This window comes from Nocardioides sp. LHG3406-4 (assembly GCF_049897745.1).
Classification (GTDB): domain Bacteria; phylum Actinomycetota; class Actinomycetes; order Propionibacteriales; family Nocardioidaceae; genus Nocardioides.
In genome coordinates this window covers 423,845-441,540 of sequence record NZ_JAFCWV010000003.1, presented here as the reverse complement: position 1 = coordinate 441,540, position 17,696 = coordinate 423,845, and the positions used below count along the sequence as shown (strand labels likewise).

At 72.0% G+C, this 17,696-nt stretch carries 17 protein-coding genes; 8 read left to right on the top strand and 9 right to left on the bottom strand.

Going from position 1 to position 17,696, the window contains the following annotated elements; all coding sequences use genetic code 11:
* Both hemW and ACP7BP_RS13855 read right to left on the bottom strand, forming a co-directional pair.
* Positions 1-1,218, bottom strand: a complete 1,218-nt coding sequence (hemW, locus tag ACP7BP_RS13860; protein ID WP_426245314.1) for a radical SAM family heme chaperone HemW — start codon at positions 1,216-1,218, stop codon at positions 1-3.
* 68 nt (positions 1,219-1,286) lie between these two features.
* Positions 1,287-3,110 (bottom strand): AMP-dependent synthetase/ligase, encoded by a 1,824-nt coding sequence (locus ACP7BP_RS13855; protein WP_426245313.1) that lies wholly within the window; start codon positions 3,108-3,110, stop codon positions 1,287-1,289.
* Between the two features lie 148 nt (positions 3,111-3,258).
* Between ACP7BP_RS13855 and ACP7BP_RS13850 the strand changes: the two genes are divergently transcribed.
* Both ACP7BP_RS13850 and ACP7BP_RS13845 read left to right on the top strand, forming a co-directional pair.
* Positions 3,259-3,720 (top strand): hypothetical protein, encoded by a 462-nt coding sequence (locus ACP7BP_RS13850; RefSeq protein WP_426245312.1) that lies wholly within the window; start codon positions 3,259-3,261, stop codon positions 3,718-3,720.
* Entirely contained in the window at positions 3,717-4,016 is a 300-nt protein-coding gene (locus ACP7BP_RS13845) for a transcriptional regulator (protein WP_426245310.1), read from the top strand. The genes ACP7BP_RS13850 and ACP7BP_RS13845 overlap by 4 nt, the downstream gene beginning before the upstream one ends.
* Before the next feature lie 11 nt (positions 4,017-4,027).
* Here the strand turns inward: ACP7BP_RS13845 and ACP7BP_RS13840 are convergent, their stop codons facing one another.
* From ACP7BP_RS13840 to ACP7BP_RS13830, 3 genes are read right to left on the bottom strand one after another with little or no spacing between them, the layout of a single operon-like run.
* Positions 4,028-4,954: an aminoglycoside phosphotransferase family protein gene (locus ACP7BP_RS13840; protein WP_426245309.1), complete on the bottom strand. Its 927-nt coding sequence runs from the start codon at positions 4,952-4,954 to the stop codon at positions 4,028-4,030.
* Entirely contained in the window at positions 4,951-6,180 is a 1,230-nt protein-coding gene (locus tag ACP7BP_RS13835; RefSeq protein ID WP_426245308.1) for a glucose-1-phosphate adenylyltransferase family protein, read from the bottom strand. Before ACP7BP_RS13835 ends, ACP7BP_RS13840 begins: the two co-directional genes overlap by 4 nt.
* Before the next feature lie 23 nt (positions 6,181-6,203).
* Positions 6,204-7,061 (bottom strand): helix-turn-helix domain-containing protein, encoded by an 858-nt coding sequence (locus ACP7BP_RS13830; RefSeq protein WP_426245306.1) that lies wholly within the window; start codon positions 7,059-7,061, stop codon positions 6,204-6,206.
* A 52-nt stretch (positions 7,062-7,113) separates the two neighbouring features.
* On the opposite strand from ACP7BP_RS13830, the gene ACP7BP_RS13825 reads away from it, so the two are divergent.
* Positions 7,114-7,680: a TIGR03086 family metal-binding protein gene (locus ACP7BP_RS13825; protein ID WP_426245304.1), complete on the top strand. Its 567-nt coding sequence runs from the start codon at positions 7,114-7,116 to the stop codon at positions 7,678-7,680.
* Here the strand turns inward: ACP7BP_RS13825 and ACP7BP_RS13820 are convergent.
* The gene (locus ACP7BP_RS13820) at positions 7,664-8,059 is read right to left on the bottom strand and encodes a DUF1801 domain-containing protein (protein ID WP_426245302.1); all 396 of its coding nucleotides are present in this window, start codon (positions 8,057-8,059) and stop codon (positions 7,664-7,666) included. The two genes, ACP7BP_RS13825 and ACP7BP_RS13820, sit on opposite strands and share 17 nt — an antisense overlap.
* Positions 8,060-8,095: 36 nt before the next feature.
* On the opposite strand from ACP7BP_RS13820, the gene ACP7BP_RS13815 reads away from it, so the two are divergent.
* Positions 8,096-9,103 carry a hypothetical protein gene (locus ACP7BP_RS13815; protein ID WP_426245300.1) on the top strand — a complete coding sequence of 336 codons (1,008 nt, stop codon included), beginning with the start codon at positions 8,096-8,098 and terminating at the stop codon, positions 9,101-9,103.
* On the opposite strand, the gene lepA is transcribed toward ACP7BP_RS13815, so the two are convergent.
* Complete coding sequence (gene lepA, locus ACP7BP_RS13810; RefSeq protein WP_426245299.1) at positions 9,054-10,940, bottom strand: translation elongation factor 4; 1,887 nt, start codon at positions 10,938-10,940, stop codon at positions 9,054-9,056. The two genes, ACP7BP_RS13815 and lepA, sit on opposite strands and share 50 nt — an antisense overlap.
* 98 nt (positions 10,941-11,038) lie before the next feature.
* Between lepA and ACP7BP_RS13805 the strand changes: the two genes are divergently transcribed.
* From ACP7BP_RS13805 to rpsT, 4 genes are all read left to right on the top strand, one after another.
* Positions 11,039-12,004, top strand: a complete 966-nt coding sequence (locus tag ACP7BP_RS13805) for a DMT family transporter (protein ID WP_426245297.1) — start codon at positions 11,039-11,041, stop codon at positions 12,002-12,004.
* On the top strand, positions 12,001-12,936 hold the full coding sequence (locus ACP7BP_RS13800) for a phosphotransferase family protein (protein ID WP_426245295.1): 936 nt from the start codon (positions 12,001-12,003) through the stop codon (positions 12,934-12,936). The genes ACP7BP_RS13805 and ACP7BP_RS13800 overlap by 4 nt, the downstream gene beginning before the upstream one ends.
* Positions 12,933-13,877 (top strand): hypothetical protein, encoded by a 945-nt coding sequence (locus ACP7BP_RS13795; RefSeq protein ID WP_426245294.1) that lies wholly within the window; start codon positions 12,933-12,935, stop codon positions 13,875-13,877. Before ACP7BP_RS13800 ends, ACP7BP_RS13795 begins: the two co-directional genes overlap by 4 nt.
* 158 nt (positions 13,878-14,035) lie before the next feature.
* Positions 14,036-14,296, top strand: a complete 261-nt coding sequence (gene rpsT / locus ACP7BP_RS13790) for a 30S ribosomal protein S20 (RefSeq protein ID WP_426245292.1) — start codon at positions 14,036-14,038, stop codon at positions 14,294-14,296.
* A gap of 74 nt (positions 14,297-14,370) precedes the next feature.
* Here the strand turns inward: rpsT and holA are convergent, their stop codons facing one another.
* Together holA and ACP7BP_RS13780 are read right to left on the bottom strand one after the other, a co-directional pair.
* Entirely contained in the window at positions 14,371-15,363 is a 993-nt protein-coding gene (holA, locus tag ACP7BP_RS13785; RefSeq protein ID WP_426245291.1) for a DNA polymerase III subunit delta, read from the bottom strand.
* Positions 15,364-15,407: 44 nt separating this feature from the next.
* A complete protein-coding gene (locus ACP7BP_RS13780) occupies positions 15,408-17,693 on the bottom strand; it encodes a ComEC/Rec2 family competence protein (RefSeq protein ID WP_426245290.1) in 2,286 nt (761 codons plus the stop codon).
* Positions 17,694-17,696: the final 3 nt, after the last annotated feature.

The window sequence follows — 17,696 nt, the reverse complement described above, 5'->3', positions numbered from 1 at the left end:
TCAGGGCAACAGGTCCCGCACCACGCCGTCGGCGAGCAGCCGGCCGCGCGGGGTCAGCACCAGCCGCTCGGTGCGCAGGGTGAGCAGGCCCTCGTCGACGAGCCGGCGCACCTGGCCGCGGCCGTGCTGGTCGAGCGCCAGTACCGGCAGGCCGTCACGCAGCCGGAGCTCCAGCAGGACACACTCCACCCGGCGGGTCTCGTCGTCGAGCACCTCCCGCGCATGGGCCGGGCTGACGCCGGCCGCGAGGCGGTCGGCGTACGCGCTCGGGTGCTTGACGTTCCACCAGCGCACGCCGCCGACGTGGGAGTGGGCCCCCGGGCCCGCGCCCCACCAGTCGCCGCCGGTCCAGTAGAGGAGGTTGTGCCGGCAGCGGCTCTCCGGGCGGCGCGCCCAGTTGGACACCTCGTACCACTCGAGCCCCCCGGCGCCGAGTCGCTGGTCGGCCAGCAGGTACTTGTCGGCGAGGTCGTCCTCGTCGGGCATCGGCAGCTCGCCGCGGCGCACCCGCCGAGCCAGCGCGGTGCCGTCCTCGACGATGAGGGAGTACGCCGACACGTGGTCGGGCTCGCAGGCGAGCGCGGCATCGAGCGACTCCTCCCAGTCGGCGAGGGACTCGCCGGGGGTGCCGTAGATGAGGTCGAGGCTCACCTCGTCGAAGCCGGCGGCCCGCGCCCACTCGACGACCGCCGGGACCCGCAGCGGGTCGTGGGTGCGGTCGAGAGTCTTGAGCACGCGTGGCACCGCCGACTGCATCCCGAAGCTGATCCGGTTGAAGCCGACGGCACGCAGCTCGTCCAGGTCCCACGACGCCACGCTGTCGGGGTTGGCCTCGGTGGTGACCTCGACGTCGTCGGCGAGGCCGAACTCGCTGGCCACCGACGCCAGGATCGCGCCCAGGTCGGCCGTCTTGAGCAGGGTCGGCGTGCCGCCGCCGAGGAAGATCGTCGACACCGGGCGGTCGTCCTGCCCGAGCACGCGCCGAGCCATCCGCAGCTCGTCGATCACCGCCTCGGCGTACGTCGCGCGCGACGCGCCGGGGGTCTCGCCGAGCTCCTCGGCGGTGTAGGTGTTGAAGTCGCAGTAGCCGCACCGGACCGTGCAGAACGGCACGTGGACATAGATGCCCAGGGGTCGCTCCCCCGCGCCGGCGAGCGCGCTCTCCGGCAGCGACCCGTCCGCAGGTGCAGGGTCGCCCGAGGGCTGTGCGGGGGCCACCCGCTCATCCCACCACAGCTGGGACGGCCGGTCCGCGTCAGGTCACGCCGTGAGAGGCAGCCGTCGGGTCAGGAGGCGTACATCTCGTCGATGATCGCCTTGTGGTTGTCCTGCACGACGTTGCGCTTGACCTTCATCGACGGGGTCATCTCCCCCGACTCGACCGTGAGGTCCTCGTCGAGCAGGCGCCACTTCTTGATCGTCTCCCAGCGGTTGAGCTGGGCGTTCATCTGGTCGACGTAGCCGCCGACCATCGCCTTCACGGCCTCGGAGTGCACGATCTCCGTGTACGACGCCCCGGCCAGGCCGTTCTGCGCGGCCCAGCCCGTCATGGCGTCGGGGTCGAGGGTGACGAGCGCCACGCAGTAGTTGCGCTCGTCGCCGAAGACGATGAACTGGCTGGCGTAGGGGCAGACGGCCTTGAACTTGGACTCGATCGCGGGCGGGGCGACGTACTTGCCGCCGGAGGTCTTGAAGAGCTCCTTGATGCGCCCGGTGATGGTGAGGTAGCCGTCGGCGTCCAGGGAGCCCTTGTCGCCGGTGTGCAGCCAGCCGTCGGGGGTGAGCGCCTTGGCCGTCTCCTCGGGCTGGTTGTGGTAGCCGTCCATGATGCCGGGGCCCTTGATCAGGACCTCGTCGCCGTCGCCGAGCTTGACCTCCGAGCCGGGGAACACCGGTCCGACGGTGCCGAAGCGGTTGTCGTCTGGGTGGTTGACGAAGGACCCGGCGGAGGTCTCGGTGAGCCCGTAGCCCTCGAGGATCGTGATGCCGGCGGCGTGGAACCACTCGGCGATGTCGCGGTTGAGCGCCGCTGCCCCGGAGATGAAGAAGCGCACGCGTCCGCCGAACCGGTCGCGGATCTTGCTGAAGACCAGCTTGTCGAAGAGACCGTGCTGGATCCTCAGCGGGAGTGGCACCGCTGCGCCCTCACGCTCGAGGCGGTCGACCTTGAGACCGACCTCGAAGGCCTTCTTGAAGATCTTCTCCTTGGCGCCACCCTCGGCCGCCTGCATGGTGACGATGCGGCCGTGGGCCTTCTCGAAGATGCGCGGTGCCGCACCCATGAACGTCGGCTTGACGACGCCGAGGTTCTCGACGATCTTGTCGACGCGGCCGTCGATGGCCGCGGCGAAGCCGCACGCCATCTGGGCCGACATCAGGACCTTGCCGAAGGAGTGCGCCATCGGCAGCCAGCGGAACTCCAGGTCGTCGGCGTTGAGGATGCCCTGCGCGTTGATCGCCTCGCCCTCGTAGACCCATGACCGGTGGCGGAGCCGGACGCCCTTCGGGCGACCGGTCGTGCCGGAGGTGTAGATGAGGGTGGCGAGGTGCTCGGGCGAGATCGACGCGGCGGTCTCCTCGATGGCGTCGGGGTGCTCGGCGAGGTAGGCGTCGCCGAGCGCCGTCAGGTCGTCGAGGCTGATGACCCAGTCGCCGTCGCTGGCGCCGACGAACGTCACGACCTTGGCGAGGTGGGGCAGGTCGGACTTGTGCTCCCGCACCTTGGAGACCTGCTCGTCGTCCTCGGCGAAGACCACGCGGCACTCGGAGTCGCCGAGGATGTAGCCGGTGTCGTCACTGTTGGTGGTCGGGTAGACGGTCGTCGTCGCGCCACCCGCGCACATGATGGCCAGGTCGGCCAGGATCCACTCGTAGCGGGTGCCCGAGGCGATCCCGGCCCGCTGCTCTGACTCGAGACCGAGGCTCAACAGTCCTGCGGCGAGGCTGCGCACGCGGTCACCGGCCTCACGCCAGGTGACCGACTCCCAGCCCTCTCCCGCGGGGAACCGGAACGCCTCGCGGTCGGGCGACTTCTGGACCCGGTCCCAGAACTGAACGGCGACGCTGGGTAGCAGGTTCTGCACGAAGCTCGTGTCGGTCGTGGTCGGCATGGGACTCCTGCAGCTCGGGATGGGTGGATCCTTGCGGAGTAACCTAGATCACTCTCGAACCCACCGGTAGCGAATGCCTGCGCGAGTTCGAGCCTGCCCACCGCGCTCATCACTTGCCATAGTGGAAACCTTCGGATAGGTTTCCAACATGGAAAGCAATGCAGGCCGCGAACGGCTGCGTCAGCAGCTTCACGAGATCGAGCGTGGCGAGTCCGCCGCCTGGGTCGTCCATCCGCCCACGCCGGTGTGGTGGCCCATCGGGTTCGGCGTCTGGGCAGGGGTCCTGGCCCTGGCCATCGGCTTCCTCGAAGGCATCGTCCTGGCGCTGGTCCAGCTCGGGCTGGTGCTGGTCATGGGTCTGGTGATCCGATGGGACCGGCGTCGGCGCGGCACGTACCCCACCGGACGGCCGCCGCGCGAGCTCAACCCCGCCGTGCTCCGGATGGTGCTTGGCGCCGTCGTCGTCGGCGGGGCGGCCTGGCTGGCCGGTGAGCAGGTCAGCCCCTGGCTGGCCGTCGCGATCGCAGCCGTGGGCGGCTGGGCGGTCGTGGCCTGGTACGAGCACGAGTACGCCGTCGTCGCGGCGCGCGTGCGCGAGCGACTGGCATGACCACCTCCTCGGCCCTGGACGGACTGGACCCGGTCCTCAACGCACCGAAGCGGCTGGCGATCATGGCGGTGCTCAGCAGCTCGAGGTCCTCCGACTTCGCCTTCCTGCGCCAGCATCTCGGTGTCAGCGACTCCGACCTCTCCAAGCAGGCGAGCGCGCTCGAGGCCGCCGGCTACGTCACGATCACCAAGAGCGGGCGCGGGCGCGGCGCCGTGACGGCGTACAAGGCGACCAAGGCCGGCCGCCATGCCTACGAGCAGCACCGCGCTGCCCTCCGGGCCCTCCTCGACGACTGAGGCCCGCGCCCCTAGTCCTGCACGGCCTTGGTGATGGCGATGCAGCGGGTGATCCACTCGCGCTCGTCGGCGGTCAGGTCACGGCCGGCGCGCTGGGCGTCCTCGACGGCCCAGTGGGCGTTGAGGACCATCCGGACGACCACCCAGCCACGGGCCCGGTCCTCGTCGAGGCCGGCGACGTCGACCAGCGTGTGGAACCGGCGGCGCACTCCCTCGCGGATGTCACCCGCCAGCTCGTCGAAGCGGTTCCACAGCATCGGCGCGGGCTCGTAGTGCGGGTCGCCGCTCATCGGCTTCGGGTCGATCACCAGCCACGGCTCGCGATCACCGGCGAGCACGTTCTCGTAGTGCAGGTCCCCGTGCACGAGCGTGCCGGTGCTGGCCTCGTCGGCCACCAGGTCGCGGGCCAGCGACACGGTCTGCTCCACGAGCCGGTGCGGGATCGGCGCGCCGCGGGGCATCGCGGCCAGCGCGGCGACCCAGCGCTCGACGTACGACGTGACCGTGCGCAGCTGCGGCAGAGCCGGCACGTGGATCCGCCGGTAGAGGCCGGCCACGACCTCGCAGGCCTCGAGGTCCCAGAGCGCGGTGAGGTCGTCGCGGTGGAGGCGCTCCAGCAGCATCGCCCGACGGGAGGGATCGGCACGCAGGAGTCGTACGACCCCCTCGCCTCCCCAACGCTGGAGGGCGAGGTGCTCGAACGCCGACTCGTCGTCACCGTCGAAGCTCAGCTTGAGCGCCGCAGGGCCACCCGACCGGGTGCGCACCGGCACGACCACCGAGCAGAAGCCGTGCATCACGGCACCGTCGGGCAACAGCTCCCACTCCGCCCCGACGTCGGCGTAGCGGCGCGGAAGCGCGTCGAGCCAGGCCCCCCAGGGCTCTCCGAGGCTCCGCTGCGCGGCGAGTCCGTGGGGTACGACGAGCGGGGCGGTCACACCGTCGAGCCGGGCTCGACCCGGGCGCCCGCCGGCAGGGTGGCACCGGGCCCGATTACCGAGCCCTTGCCGACCAGGACGACCTCGTCGTCGCGGGCCAGCCGGTGGCTCGGGGCGGCACCGACGTGCGCACCTCGGGCCACCACCACGTCGTCGTCCAGGACCCCGGTGGTCACGGTGGCGTCACGGGCGACTCGCACGTCGGCGAAGAGGACGGCGTCCTCGACGACCGCACCGGCCTCGACGACCACGCCGGGGCCGAGGACGCTGCGGACCACGGTGCCCGACACGTCGGCACCCGGCGAGACCAGGCTGTCCTCGATCACCGCTCCCCGGCGGATCCGGGCGGCCTCCCGGTCGTTCCAGTGCGAGATCACCGGCCGCGCGGGGTCGTCGTAGACGTCGACCTTCCCCGCCAGCAGGTCGCGGTGACCCTGCAGGTAGGCCCCTGGACGACCGACATCGCGCCAGTAGCCCGCGATCGGCTCGGCGAGCACGGTGCCCCGCTCGATCAGCCGCGGCAGCAGGTGCTCGCCGAAGTCGCCGATCCCGCTGTCGGAGCCCTCGGCCGCACCGGACAGCTCCGCGCGCAGCTCACGCAGGGTCTCGAGGAGCGGCTCGGTCTGGTAGACGAACACCTCGGTGGCGACGGTGCCGGTCGACGGTCGCGACGGCTTGACCTCGAGCCCGGTCACCCGACGGCCGCGGCCGGTTGTGATGGTGACGTTCTCGGCGGCCTCGCGCCGGGTCACGTCGCAGGTGAGCACGGTGGCGACGGCACCGGAGGCGAGGTGGCGCTCCACCACGGGAGCCAGGTCCATGGCGAAGACGTGGTCGGCGCTGCTCACCACGATCGTGGGTGCGCCCCAGGCCTCCAGGTCGCGCGCCATCCGCAGCAGCAGGTCGCCGTTGCCGTGGGCGAACTCGTCCTCGGTGGCAGGCCCGCTGCCGGTCTGCGGCACGATGCGCCGGAAGCCCCCGCGGGTGGCGTCCAGGTCCCACGGGCGACCGCCGGCGAGGTACTCGTCGATCGAGGCGACCTGGTACTCGACGCTGACCCACACGTCACGGATCTCGGAGTGCACCATGCTCGAGATCGCGAAGTCGATGAGGCGGTGCGTGCCGGCGTACGGCAGGGCAGGCTTGGCCCGCTCGCGCGTCAGCACATCCATGCGAGACCCGGCTCCACCCGCCTGGACGAGCCCGAGCACCTGACGTGCGGCCATCTGCCACCTCCCTGGCCGCGAGCCTACTGAGTCGACCGAGCCGGCTGGTCGGCGAGGAACTCGCCAGGAGTCATGCCGCTCACGGTGCGGAAGTCGTGCGTGAAGTGGGCCTGGTCGGCGTAGCCCAGCTCGACCGCGATGTCGGCGAGCGACGTCTCCCCCGCCTTGAGCCGCTCGACCGCGTCGTGGAGACGACGGCGCTGGATGAGCCACTTCGGGGACAGGCCGACGCGCTGCTCCACCAGGCGCTGGAGGCTCCGCTCGGTCATCGCGAACTCGGCGGCCAGCTCGTCGACCCGGGTGACCTCGGGGTGGTCGACCAGCCAGGCCACCACGCGGTTGATGAGCTCACCCTGCTCGTCCAGCGGCAGCAGCGGCTCGAGCCGGCCCTCCACCTGCGCCATCGCGGCCGCGTGGGCACGCGGGTCGGCCGGATCGGATGACATCGCGTCGCGGACCTCGCCGACCAGGCGCGTCGCGTCGAGCCCCGGCACCTCGCCGACGTCGAGCCACCGACCGGTGACCGTGGCCACCGAGCGCCCCAGCAGCAACCGGCCGGCCGCGGGGGTCAGCATGGTGCCGACCGCCCAGCCGGTGCCCTCGAGGGTGACCGACGAGAGACCGCGGACCACACCGTAGAAGCGCGCATAGGTGTCGCTGATGACCACCAGGCAGACCGGGTGCTGCAGGGTGCTCTGGGTCTGTGGCTCCTCGACGGACCAGACCGGGATCCAGAACCGCTCGACGAGTGGCGCGAGAGTCGGAGTGGGTGAGTAGCGGAAGATCGGCGGGGACGGGCGGGTGGTGCCGGTCAGGTGGGCGCGGTCCACCGGGTCGACGGGGCGGGCATCGAACCTGGGTGGAGGCTCGTTCTCGCGCATGTGTCGGATTATCACAAGAGCCGCCGACACCCCCGCTCCTAGCCTCGTCCGCATGAACCCCACAGCCCAGCGATTCCATGACCGCGCCAGCCGCTTCGCAGAGATCGTCGACTCGGCCGACGCTCAGTGGGACTCCCCCACCCCGTGCGAGGGATGGACCGTGCGCGACGTCGTCTCCCATGCGATCGGCACCGAGCGGGACTTCTTCGAGACGCGCGCCCTCGACCTCGGCCCGGCCCCCGACGGCACCGACCCGGCCAAGGCCTGGCGCGCGCACGCCGACGCGGTGGTCGACGTGCTCACCCGCGACGGAGTGGCCGAGACGGCGTACGACGGCTACTTCGGCCCGACGACCGTGGCCGACACGATGGCCGACTTCTACGGCTGGGACCTGGTGATCCACGGGTGGGACATCGCCCGGGCGACCGGGCAGGAGTGGAGCATCGGCGAGGACGAGATCGCCCGGCTCCACGCGACCGCCGACGGCTGGGGCGACGCTCTGCACTCCGAGGGGGTGTGTGGGCCCGAGGTGCGCATCGGCGACGACGCGTCTGCCCAGGACCGGCTGCTGGCGCGGCTGGGGCGCGACCCGGGGTGGTCCCTCAACCGCGCTTCTTGATCGTGCGCCAGCCACCTGCCCGGTTGTCCGCGATCAGTCGGCGCAGGAAGCCCGTCAGCGCCACCTCGTCGACCGGGTCGTCCTCGCGGAAGGCGATGCAGCGGCCGGTGGCGTTGCCGTGGCCGGAGGTGATCAGCCCGTCGGGGTCGGGCACGATGCCGCCGTCGTACACGAAGAGGTTCACGTGGTCCTTCGCGGCGAGCAGCGCGCAGACGTTGCCCTGGAGGACGAAGTAGGGCTGCACCGTGCGCTTGATGGTCTCCTCCATCTCCGGATCCGCAGCGTGCACGATCTCGCGCAGCCGCTCGCAGAGGTCCTGCTGCCACGGCGGCAGGCCGGCGATGTAGTGGTCGACTCGGGGGTCACGGACATCGGACATGGGCCCATGATGGCAGCGTCGGGGCATGATGAGGAGATGCGAAAGCTTCTCGGCGCAGCCCTTGCCGGCCTTCTCCTCATGCCCGCTGCCGGTGCCGCCGAGTCGGTTTCGCAGTCCGCGCCGGTGGTGCCACCGCTGTGGGCCGCGTCCGCGTCCCCGGTCCCTGCGGGCTGGGTGGTGCACCTGTGCCCGTGGCTGTCCAGACGCGGTCCCGACCGCACCCTGCGGATCGCCCTACCGGCCCGGTTCGGTCCGATGTCGGCGACCCGCGAGGGCTGCGAGGCGCAGGGCGGGGGCTTCGACGAGTGGGTCTACGTGGAGCCGGCGGTCGGCATGTCGCTGCGCACTTACGAAGAGACGTACATCGACCCCCGGGTCGACGAAGGCGGCGACGACTCGATCTCCGACGTCGTCTACGCCGCCGACGTGCCGGCCTACGGCGCCCGCGTGGGCGAGACGCTCTCCTACGAGGCGTACGCCGACGGCTCCCCGACCGACGTCCACTACGTCCAGGCCGAGGGCGTGCGTCTCCGCTGGGACGTGACCGACGACCACTGGGGCGAGGTCGAGGACGTCTACGCCACCGCCACCGCCGGTGTCGGCATCGACGCGACCCGGGAGAGCAGCTGCGCCCGGAGTGACCTGACGGTCCGCTACCCCCTCGACCGCGAGGTGCGCTGGGTCGACTCGTACCCGGGCACCTGCTACCTGATCCTCGGCAGCGGCGACTTCCGGACGCGCGCCATCAAGGTGGCGGTCCGGCCGGTCCGCGGGCTCACCGCCGCCTACCGGTCGCTGGCTGCGCGCGACGACGTACGCCGCCTGCGTCGCACCAGCGCCCGCCAGCTCGACTACGACGTGCTGCTGGGAGCGACCCGGAAGCCGCGCCGGGTCCGCGTCGTCCAGGCAGGGGCCGTGCGGCTGACGCTGACCACGTCGCGGTCGCGCTGGCGCCACGACCGCCGGCTCTACGACGAGCTGCGCGCCGCGTGGGCTACTTCTTCGTCTTCTCCGCCGTCTGGCCGGTCGACAGCGCAGCGATGAACGCCTCCTGGGGGACCTCGACGCGGCCGACCATCTTCATCCGCTTCTTGCCCTCCTTCTGCTTCTCCAGCAGCTTGCGCTTGCGGGTGATGTCGCCGCCGTAGCACTTGGCGAGCACGTCCTTGCGAATGGCGCGGATGTTCTCGCGCGCGATCACGCGGGCGCCGATGGCGGCCTGGATCGGCACCTCGAACTGCTGGCGCGGGATGAGCTCCTTGAGCTTGCTGGCGAGCATCACCCCGTAGGAGTACGCCGCGTCCCGGTGCACGATGGCCGAGAAGGCGTCCACCGGCTCGCCCTGGAGGAGGATGTCGACCTTCACCAGGTCGGCCGCCTGGTCACCGGAGCGCTCGTAGTCGAGCGAGGCGTAGCCCTTGGTGCGCGACTTCAGCTGGTCGAAGAAGTCGAAGACGATCTCGCCCATCGGCAGGGTGTAGCGCATCTCGACCCGGTCCTCGGAGAGGTAGTCCATGCCCTGGAGGTTGCCGCGCTTGGTCTGGCAGAGCTCCATGATCGTGCCGATGTAGTCGGACGGCGAGAGGATCGTCGCGCGCACGACGGGCTCGCGGACCTCCGCGATCCGGCCGCCGTCGGGATACTCGCTGGGGTTCGTGCACTCGATGACGGTGCCGTCCTCCATCGCGACCTGGTAGATCACGTTGGGGGCCGTCGAGATCAGGTCCAGGTTGAACTCGCGCTCGAGCCGCTCGCGCACGATCTCCATGTGCAGCAGGCCGAGGAAGCCGCACCGGAAGCCGAACCCGAGCGCGCCGGAGGTCTCGGGCTCGTAGGCCAGGGCCGCGTCGTTGAGCTGCAGGCGCTCCAGGGCGTCGCGCAGGGTCGGATAGTCGTCGCCGTCGATGGGGTACAGCCCGGCGAAGACCATCGGGTTGGGGTGCTTGTAGCCGCCCAGCGGCTCGGTGGCTCCGTGGTGCTGGCTGGTGACGGTGTCGCCGACCCGGGACTGGCGGACGTCCTTCACCCCGGTGATGAGGTAGCCCACCTCGCCGACGCCGAGGTCGCTCGACTTCATCGGCTCGGGGCTGATCACGCCGACCTCGAGCATCTCGTGCACGACGCCGTTGGACATCATCTTGATGCGGTCGCGGTGGCTGAGCTTGCCGTCGACGACCCGCACGTAGGTCACCACGCCGCGGTAGGTGTCGTAGACCGAGTCGAAGATCAGTGCGCGCGGCGGGGCATCGGCGTCGCCGGTCGGGGCCGGCGTCTGCCTGACGATCTCGTTGAGCAGCGCCTCGACACCCAGTCCGGTCTTGGCGGAGGTCCGGAGCACGTCGGAGGGGTCGCACCCGATGATGCCGGCGAGCTCCGCGGCGTACTTCTCCGGCTGCGCGTTGGGCAGGTCGATCTTGTTGAGCACCGGGATGATGTGGAGGTCGGCACCCAGGGCGAGATACAGGTTGGCCAGCGTCTGGGCCTCGATGCCCTGCGCGGCGTCGACGAGCAGCACGGCCGTCTCGCACGCCTCGAGCGAGCGCGACACCTCGTAGGTGAAGTCGACGTGGCCCGGGGTGTCGATCATGTTCAGCACGTAGGTGCCGGGCTCGGCGTCCTGGTCGTTGCCCGCCGGGACCGTCCACGGCATCCGCACGGCCTGGCTCTTGATGGTGATGCCGCGCTCGCGCTCGATGTCCATCCGGTCGAGGTACTGCGCGCGGGCGGCGCGCTCGTCGACGACCCCGGTGAGCTGCAGCATCCGGTCGGCGAGCGTGGACTTGCCGTGGTCGATGTGCGCGATGATGCAGAAGTTCCTGATGATCGCGGGATCGGTGTGGCCGGGAAGCGGAGCAGGGGTCCCAGATTTGTGTAGGGGCACGTCGTACTTCCGTGAAGGGGTTCTGCGGGAACCGTCATTGTTCCACGGACGACATGGCCGTGCGGAAACGCTGCGTCGTCCCGGTAGCGTGCCCGGCGATGACTGAGCCGGCCACGCAGACGCCTCCCCCGCTGCATCTGCCCTGGGTGCCCGCTACGGCGTTCGTCCTGGTCTGGTCATCCGGCTACATCGCCGGGCCCGCCGCGGTCCACGCGGCCGCGCCGTTCACCGTGCTGGGGTGGCGGCTGAGCCTGGCGGCAGTAGTGGGGTGCCTCCTGGCGCTCGCCCTGAGGCGGCCGTTCCGGATGTCCCGGCGCATGCTCGGCCGGGTCGCCGGCGTGGGCCTCGTGATGAACGCGCTCCAGTTCGGGCTGATGTACGTCGCGTTCGACCTCGGCCTGGGCGCGACCGTCAGCTCGATGTTCCACGCCTTGAGTCCCGTCCTGACCGCGATCCTGGCGGCCCTCGTGCTGCACGAGCGGCTGTCGTGGGTGCAGGTCGCCGGCTTCGTGACCGGGGTGGCCGGGGTGCTGGTGGTGCTCGGCGCCGACCTGGGACACGTGGGTGGCGCCCTCGCGGTGGTGCTGGGTGCCCTGAGCGTGCTGACCCTGAGCCTCGGCACCCTGGGACAGCGGTGGATCGGCGGCACGCCCGACCTGCTGTGGTCGGCCACGGTGCAGTTCGCCGTCTCCGCGCCGCCCTTGATGGTCATCGGCTGGGTGACCGAGGGGCTGTGGCCCGTCGTCGACGGGCCGAGGGTCGCGGTCGCGGTGCTGTGGATGGCCGTCGTGAACTCGATCTCCGGGCTGGTGCTGCTCGCGGTGCTCGTGCTGCGCGGCGGCTCAGGGGCCGCCGCCAGCCTGTTCTTCCTCTCTCCCCCGGTGACGGCCGTGCTCGCCTGGCTGATCCTCGACGAGACCCTCGGCCCGCGCCAGGTCGTCGGCCTGGTCGTGACCATGGTCGGCGTCGCGGCCGCGACCCGGACCCGGCGACGGCGCGGGCCTGCCGACGTACTCCAACCCGGTGGCTCCGACCCCGGGGCGTCCGGAATGATGCGCGGATGAGCGCACCCATCCCGCATGGCCGGACGGCCCGACGACTGGAGTGGCGCTTCCTCTTGCCGCACGTGCGCGACCTGATCGAGCGTCACTGCGGGTCTCCGGTGGTGGACGCCGCCTCGGCGGGTGGCGGATTCACGCCGGGCTTCGCATCGGTGCTGACCTGTGAGGACGGTTCGCGGCACTTCGTGAAGGCGGCGTCGGGCAAGGCGCAGCGCCTGTTCGCGGAGTCCTACCGCCGCGAGGCGCTGGTGCGCTCAGCGCTGCCGGACGCAGTGCCCGCACCCGCGCTGCTCTGGAGCCACGACTCCGACTGGATGGTGCTCGGGCTCGAGTACGTCGAGGCGCGGGCTCCGCGCCGGCCGTGGCGCAGCGACGAGGTCGACGCCACGCTCGATGCCCTGGAGACCTGCGCAGAACTGCTGACGCCCGCGCCGGAGACGCTGCGCGACGAGACCGCGGTCGACGAGTTCGCGTCCTGGCCGGCGCGCTGGGAGCGGGTCCGCGCGACCCGTCAAGACCTGCCGCACCTCGACGAGGCGGCGGCCCTGGCGGGGTCGTACGCCGCGGCGGTGGTGGGAGACACCCTGAGCCACACCGACGTCCGCGACGACAACGTGCTCATCCGTCCCGACGGCGTCGCGCTGCTCTGCGACTGGAACTGGCCGGTCGTGGGGGCCGACTGGCTCGACACCGTGTTCCTGCTCATGGGTCTGCGCGGCGACGGCCTCGACGTCGAGAAGCTGCTCGCCTCGCGACGCCTCACCAGGGACGTCCCCGCAGACCACATCGACGCGCTGCTCGCGCTGGCCGCCGGCTACTTCCTCTCCTCGGCAGACGAGCCGGTGCCCCCCACGTCACCGCATCTGCGCGACCACCAGCGGTGGTACGGCGAGGCGTGCTGGGGCTGGCTCGCCGAACGACGGGGCTGGGTGTGAGCGCACCTCGCGCCGTGGGCGTGCGAGCGCCGTACTCCGCGATCCCGGAACGGATCCGCGCGTGGGTCGCCGAGACGCTCGGGTCGCCCGTGGTCGAGACCGCGGAGCAGACCGGCGGCATGTCGCCCGGCTGCGCCACCCGGGTGCGGTGCGCGGACGGCAGCCGCGCCTTCGTCAAGGCGGTCGGGCTCGAGCTCAACCCTGACACCCCGACCCTGTTCCGCCGCGAGCGTGCGGTGCTGGAGCTGCTCGGGTCGCACCCCTTGTGGGCGACCCTCCTGGCCGCCCACGACGACGGCTACTGGGTGGCGCTCCTCCTCGAGGACGTCGAGGGGACCCACCCCGACCTCTCCGACGAGAGCACCATAGGCCGCCTGCTGGAGACCACCGACGCGCTCACCGCCGAGCTCGGTCGGCGTGGGCTGCCGGGGCACGAGCCGCTGATCGGCAGCCTCGCCGAGAGGTTCGAGGTCTGGGCCGACGCGGTCGACCGGGTCGGGGAGGTGCCCGAGGAGCTGGTGCCGGGCTGGGTGCGCGAGGCCGCTCCCAGCATCGCGACCACGGTGCGGGCGCTCGGGTCCGAGCCGATGGAACGGCTGGTGCACTGGGACATCCGCAACGACAACCTCATCCAGCGCGCCGACGCGTCGCTCGTCTTCGTCGACTGGGGCATGGCCCACCGGGGTCCCGGCTGGGCCGACCCGCTGCTGGCGCGCGTGGAGAGGGTCGAGCACCCGTGGTTCGACGACAGCCTCGCCACCTCACCCGCGTTGACGGCCCTGGATGACGAGGCGGTCACCGCCTGGCTCGCCGGCTTCGGCACCTTCCTCGCGTGGCGGGCGACCACGGCCGTCGACGTGAACCTGCCGACCCTCAAGGCGTTCCGCATCACCGAGTCCCGGCGGTTCCTGGCCGGTGCGGCCCGGAGGTGGGGAGTCTGACGTCCGCCCGAACACGATTTGGGCGGCCCGTCGCCCCGCTGGTAGCGTGTGTTCTCGCATGTCAGGCGCCAGTCTCTCCGGTGTTCCAGGCTGCCCGACATCCAGCATCTCTCGGCCAGACTTTCTCCTGACCAGACCGATCCAGCGAAGGCTCATCAGTGGCGAACATCAAGTCCCAGATCAAGCGCAACCGCCAGAACGAGGCGGCCCACGAGCGCAACAAGTCCGTCAAGACCGGGCTCAAGTCAGCCGTGCGCAAGTTCCGCGAGCTCGCGGAGTCCGGCGACAAGGAAGCGGCCGTGACCGCGGGTCGGCTGGCCGCCAAGAAGCTCGACAAGGCCGCCTCCAAGGGCGTCATCCACAAGAACCAGGCCGCGAACCGCAAGTCGGCCATCGCGAAGAAGACCGCTTCTCTCTGAGGCTGACCCTCCCTCACGAACACCGCACGAACACCGCACGAACGCCGCCCTCGGGCGGCGTTCGTCATTTCGGCTCAGCGCGGGTTGCGCAGCCCGGTGACCGTGAGCACGAGCCGCTCCAGGGTGTACGCCGCGTCGTGGGCCGCACCCTTGATGTCGGCGTCGGCCCGGGCAACCGCCTGCACCGCCGCGCCGATGCCGTCGTCGCTCCAGCCCCGGGACTGGTCGCGGATCGTCTTGACCTTCCACGGCGGCACTCCCAGCTCACGCGCCAGGTCGGCCTCGCGCAGCCCGCGGGGAGCGCCGAGGTAGCGGGCGATGCCGCGGGCGCCGCCGGCGAACGCGGAGGTCACCAGCACCGGTGCGGTGCCACCGTCCAGCGCCCACCGCAGCTCCTCCAGCGCGGGGGCGGCGCGACCCCCGAACGCGTGGTCGGCGACAGCGAACGACTTCGCCTCGGCTCGGCCGCCGAAGTAGCGCTTCACCTCGTCGATGCCGATCTGCTGGTCGGGGAAGTCGTTGCCGAGCTGGTGGACCGCGGCCGACAGTGAGCGCAGGTCCTGTCCGACGGCCTGGACGAGGAAGTCGGTGGCCTCCGGGGTCGCGCGGGCACCCTGCACCGCGAACTCGGCGGCCACGAAGGAGACGAAGTCGCGGGCGTACTTGACCTCGGCCGACTTCACCTCGGTCACCGCCGCGAGCTTGCGCAGCCTCGTCAGCACCCCGCTGCCCTTGGCGCCGCCGGAGTGCACCAGCACGAGCGCGACCTCCTCGACCGGCGCCGCGGCATAGTCGACCAGCCCGTCGGCGACCTCGTCGGAGGCATCCTCCAGCGCGGTCACCACGACGCAGCGGGTGGACGAGAACAGGGACGGTGAGGACATGTCCGCGAGCGCGGCCGGGGTGAGGTCACCGGCGGGCGAATCGGCCACCTCGGCCTCGGGGTCGTGCGCGCGGATCGCGTGCCGGACGGCCGCGACGGTGCGCGCGCTGAGGTACTCCTCCTTGCCCGTCACGAGAGTGACGCGACCGAGGACCTGGGATGCGCTGGGACCGTGACCTGCCATGGTGGGCCAACCCTGCCACACAGCGCGGACACTCGACCGCCGGGTCAGTGGTCGGTGAGGGTGCCCAGGCGGCCGTCGCGCACGGTCACCACGAGGTCACCGTCGAGGTCGGTGCGCAGCACGCGGGCACCCGCGTCCGCCAGGGCCTCCAGCGTCTGGGCCGCCGGATGGCCGTAGTCGTTGTCGACGCCCACCGACACCAGCGCGACCCGGGCGCGGAGCCCTTCGAGGAACGAGAGGTCCTGGTAGCGACTGCCGTGGTGCGGCACCTTGAGCACGTCGACACGCAACCCCGCGAGAGTCCCCGCCAAGCGGCGCTGGGCCTCCGGCTCGACGTCCCCGGTGAGCAGCACCCGCACTCCGGCGACCTCGGCGACCATCACCACGCTGGCGTCGTTGGGGCCGCTCGGGGGCGGGCCGGGCACCGGCCAGACCGCCTGAAGGCGGACGTCGCCCACCCGCCACCCCCGGTCGTACGCCGTCACGGCGGGCTCGATGCCGCGCCCCTCCGCCAGCCGACGTACGGCCGCCACGGCCTCGGGCGGGTCGGCCAGCGAGGTCACGACCACCTCGCCCACCGACCGTCCGCGCAGCACGCCTCCGAGCCCGTCGACATGGTCGGCGTGGAAGTGGGTGAGCACGACCAGGGGCACCGAGTCGACGTCGAACCGGTGCAGGCACCGGTCGACCGCGACGGGATCCGGACCGGCGTCGACGACCACCGCCGACCCCGGTCCGGCACGGAGCAGCAGGGCATCGCCCTGCCCGACGTCGCACGCGGCGACGACCCAGCCGTCCGGCGGCCACCCGGGCGTGGGCGGCCGGGTCACCACCGTCACGACGAGGAGCAGGCAGCACCCGATGCCCGACACCGGTGAGCGCAGCAGCCGTGGCGCCAGCGCCACGACGACCACCGTGAGGACCGTGAGCAGGACGAGCGCCCAGGGGCCTGCGCCCCAGTCGAGGGCCGCGGTCGGGAGCGCCGCCCCACGGCGGGCCACCACCACGATCCAGCCGACGCACCATGCAGCCGGTGCGGCGACGACCTGGCCCAGCGGCAGCCAGACGAGGGCCAGCAGACCACCCGCCAGACCGAGCACCGTGGCCGGCCCGATGGCCGGAGCGGCCAGCAGGTTGGCCAGCACGGCCACCAGGCTGACCTGCCCCGACAGCGCCGCCACGACCGGAGTGCAGGCTGCCTGGGCGGCGGCCGGGATGGCGATCGCGGCCGCGAGCCACCGCGGCAGCCAGCACGACAGGGCATCACGCCACCCCGGCGCGAGGAAGAGGATCCCGGCGGTGGCGAGCACCGACAGGGCGAAGCCCGCCGTCGTCGCCAGCCACGGGTCGACGAGCAGAAGGAGGACGACGGCCACGCCCAGGGCCCGTGACCCCTGCTCGCGACCGTTGGAGCCCATCGCGACCAGGCCCACCGCCCCCATCACCGCTGCCCTCAGCACGCTCGGCTCGGTGCGCGCGAGGAGCACAAAGCCCACGATGCCGAGCGCCGCCACCAGCTGGATCCAGCGGCCACGCACGCCCACCCACCGGGCGAACAGCACCACGAACCCGACCAGCAGCGTCAGGTTGGTGCCGCTCACCGCGAGGAGGTGCGTCAGCCCGGTGGTGCGGAAGTCGGCGGCCAGGGCGTCGTCGACGCGCGCGTCGTCGCCGACCACCAGGGCGGGCACCAGCGCCTGCGCCTCGGCCGAGCGGGGCTCGACGGCGTCCCTCATCGAGGCCCGCACCGCCCCGGCGCCGCGCCACCACACGTCCGGCCGCCCCACGACCGCAGGCGAGCCGCGTGCGGAGACCACGGCGGCCGCGTCGCCGTCAGCGGGAGCGAGCCGGCCGGTCGTCCGCACCGTCGAGCCGAGCGCCAGCCCGGCCCACTGCGCGTCGCCGATGACGACCACCGGGCTGTCCACGCGCCAGCTGCGGCCGCGACCGGTCAGCTCGGTCACCCGCCCGCGCGCCACGACGTACGGCGCGAAGCGGCCGGCCTTCTCGCGCGGGTCGGCGGTCACCCGGATCGTGGCCGCCACGACCGCGCCCTCCTCGGCGAGGGCGGCCACGGGACCGCCGCCGACCCGTTCACCCCGGACCACCGCCAGTCCCGCCACGGCCACGAGGACGAGGGTCACGGCGAGCCAGCTGCGCACGGCCCGGGACCTTCGCCAGGCCATCAGCCCCACGATCAGGGCTCCCGTCGTCGCCACCACGGGCACCCAGGTGGGACGCAGCACCCCGACCAGGCCGCCCGCCCATGCCGCGAGGCCGAGCACCGGCATCCGCAGGTCGGGCACCCCGACCCGCCCCGGCACCGCCATCGG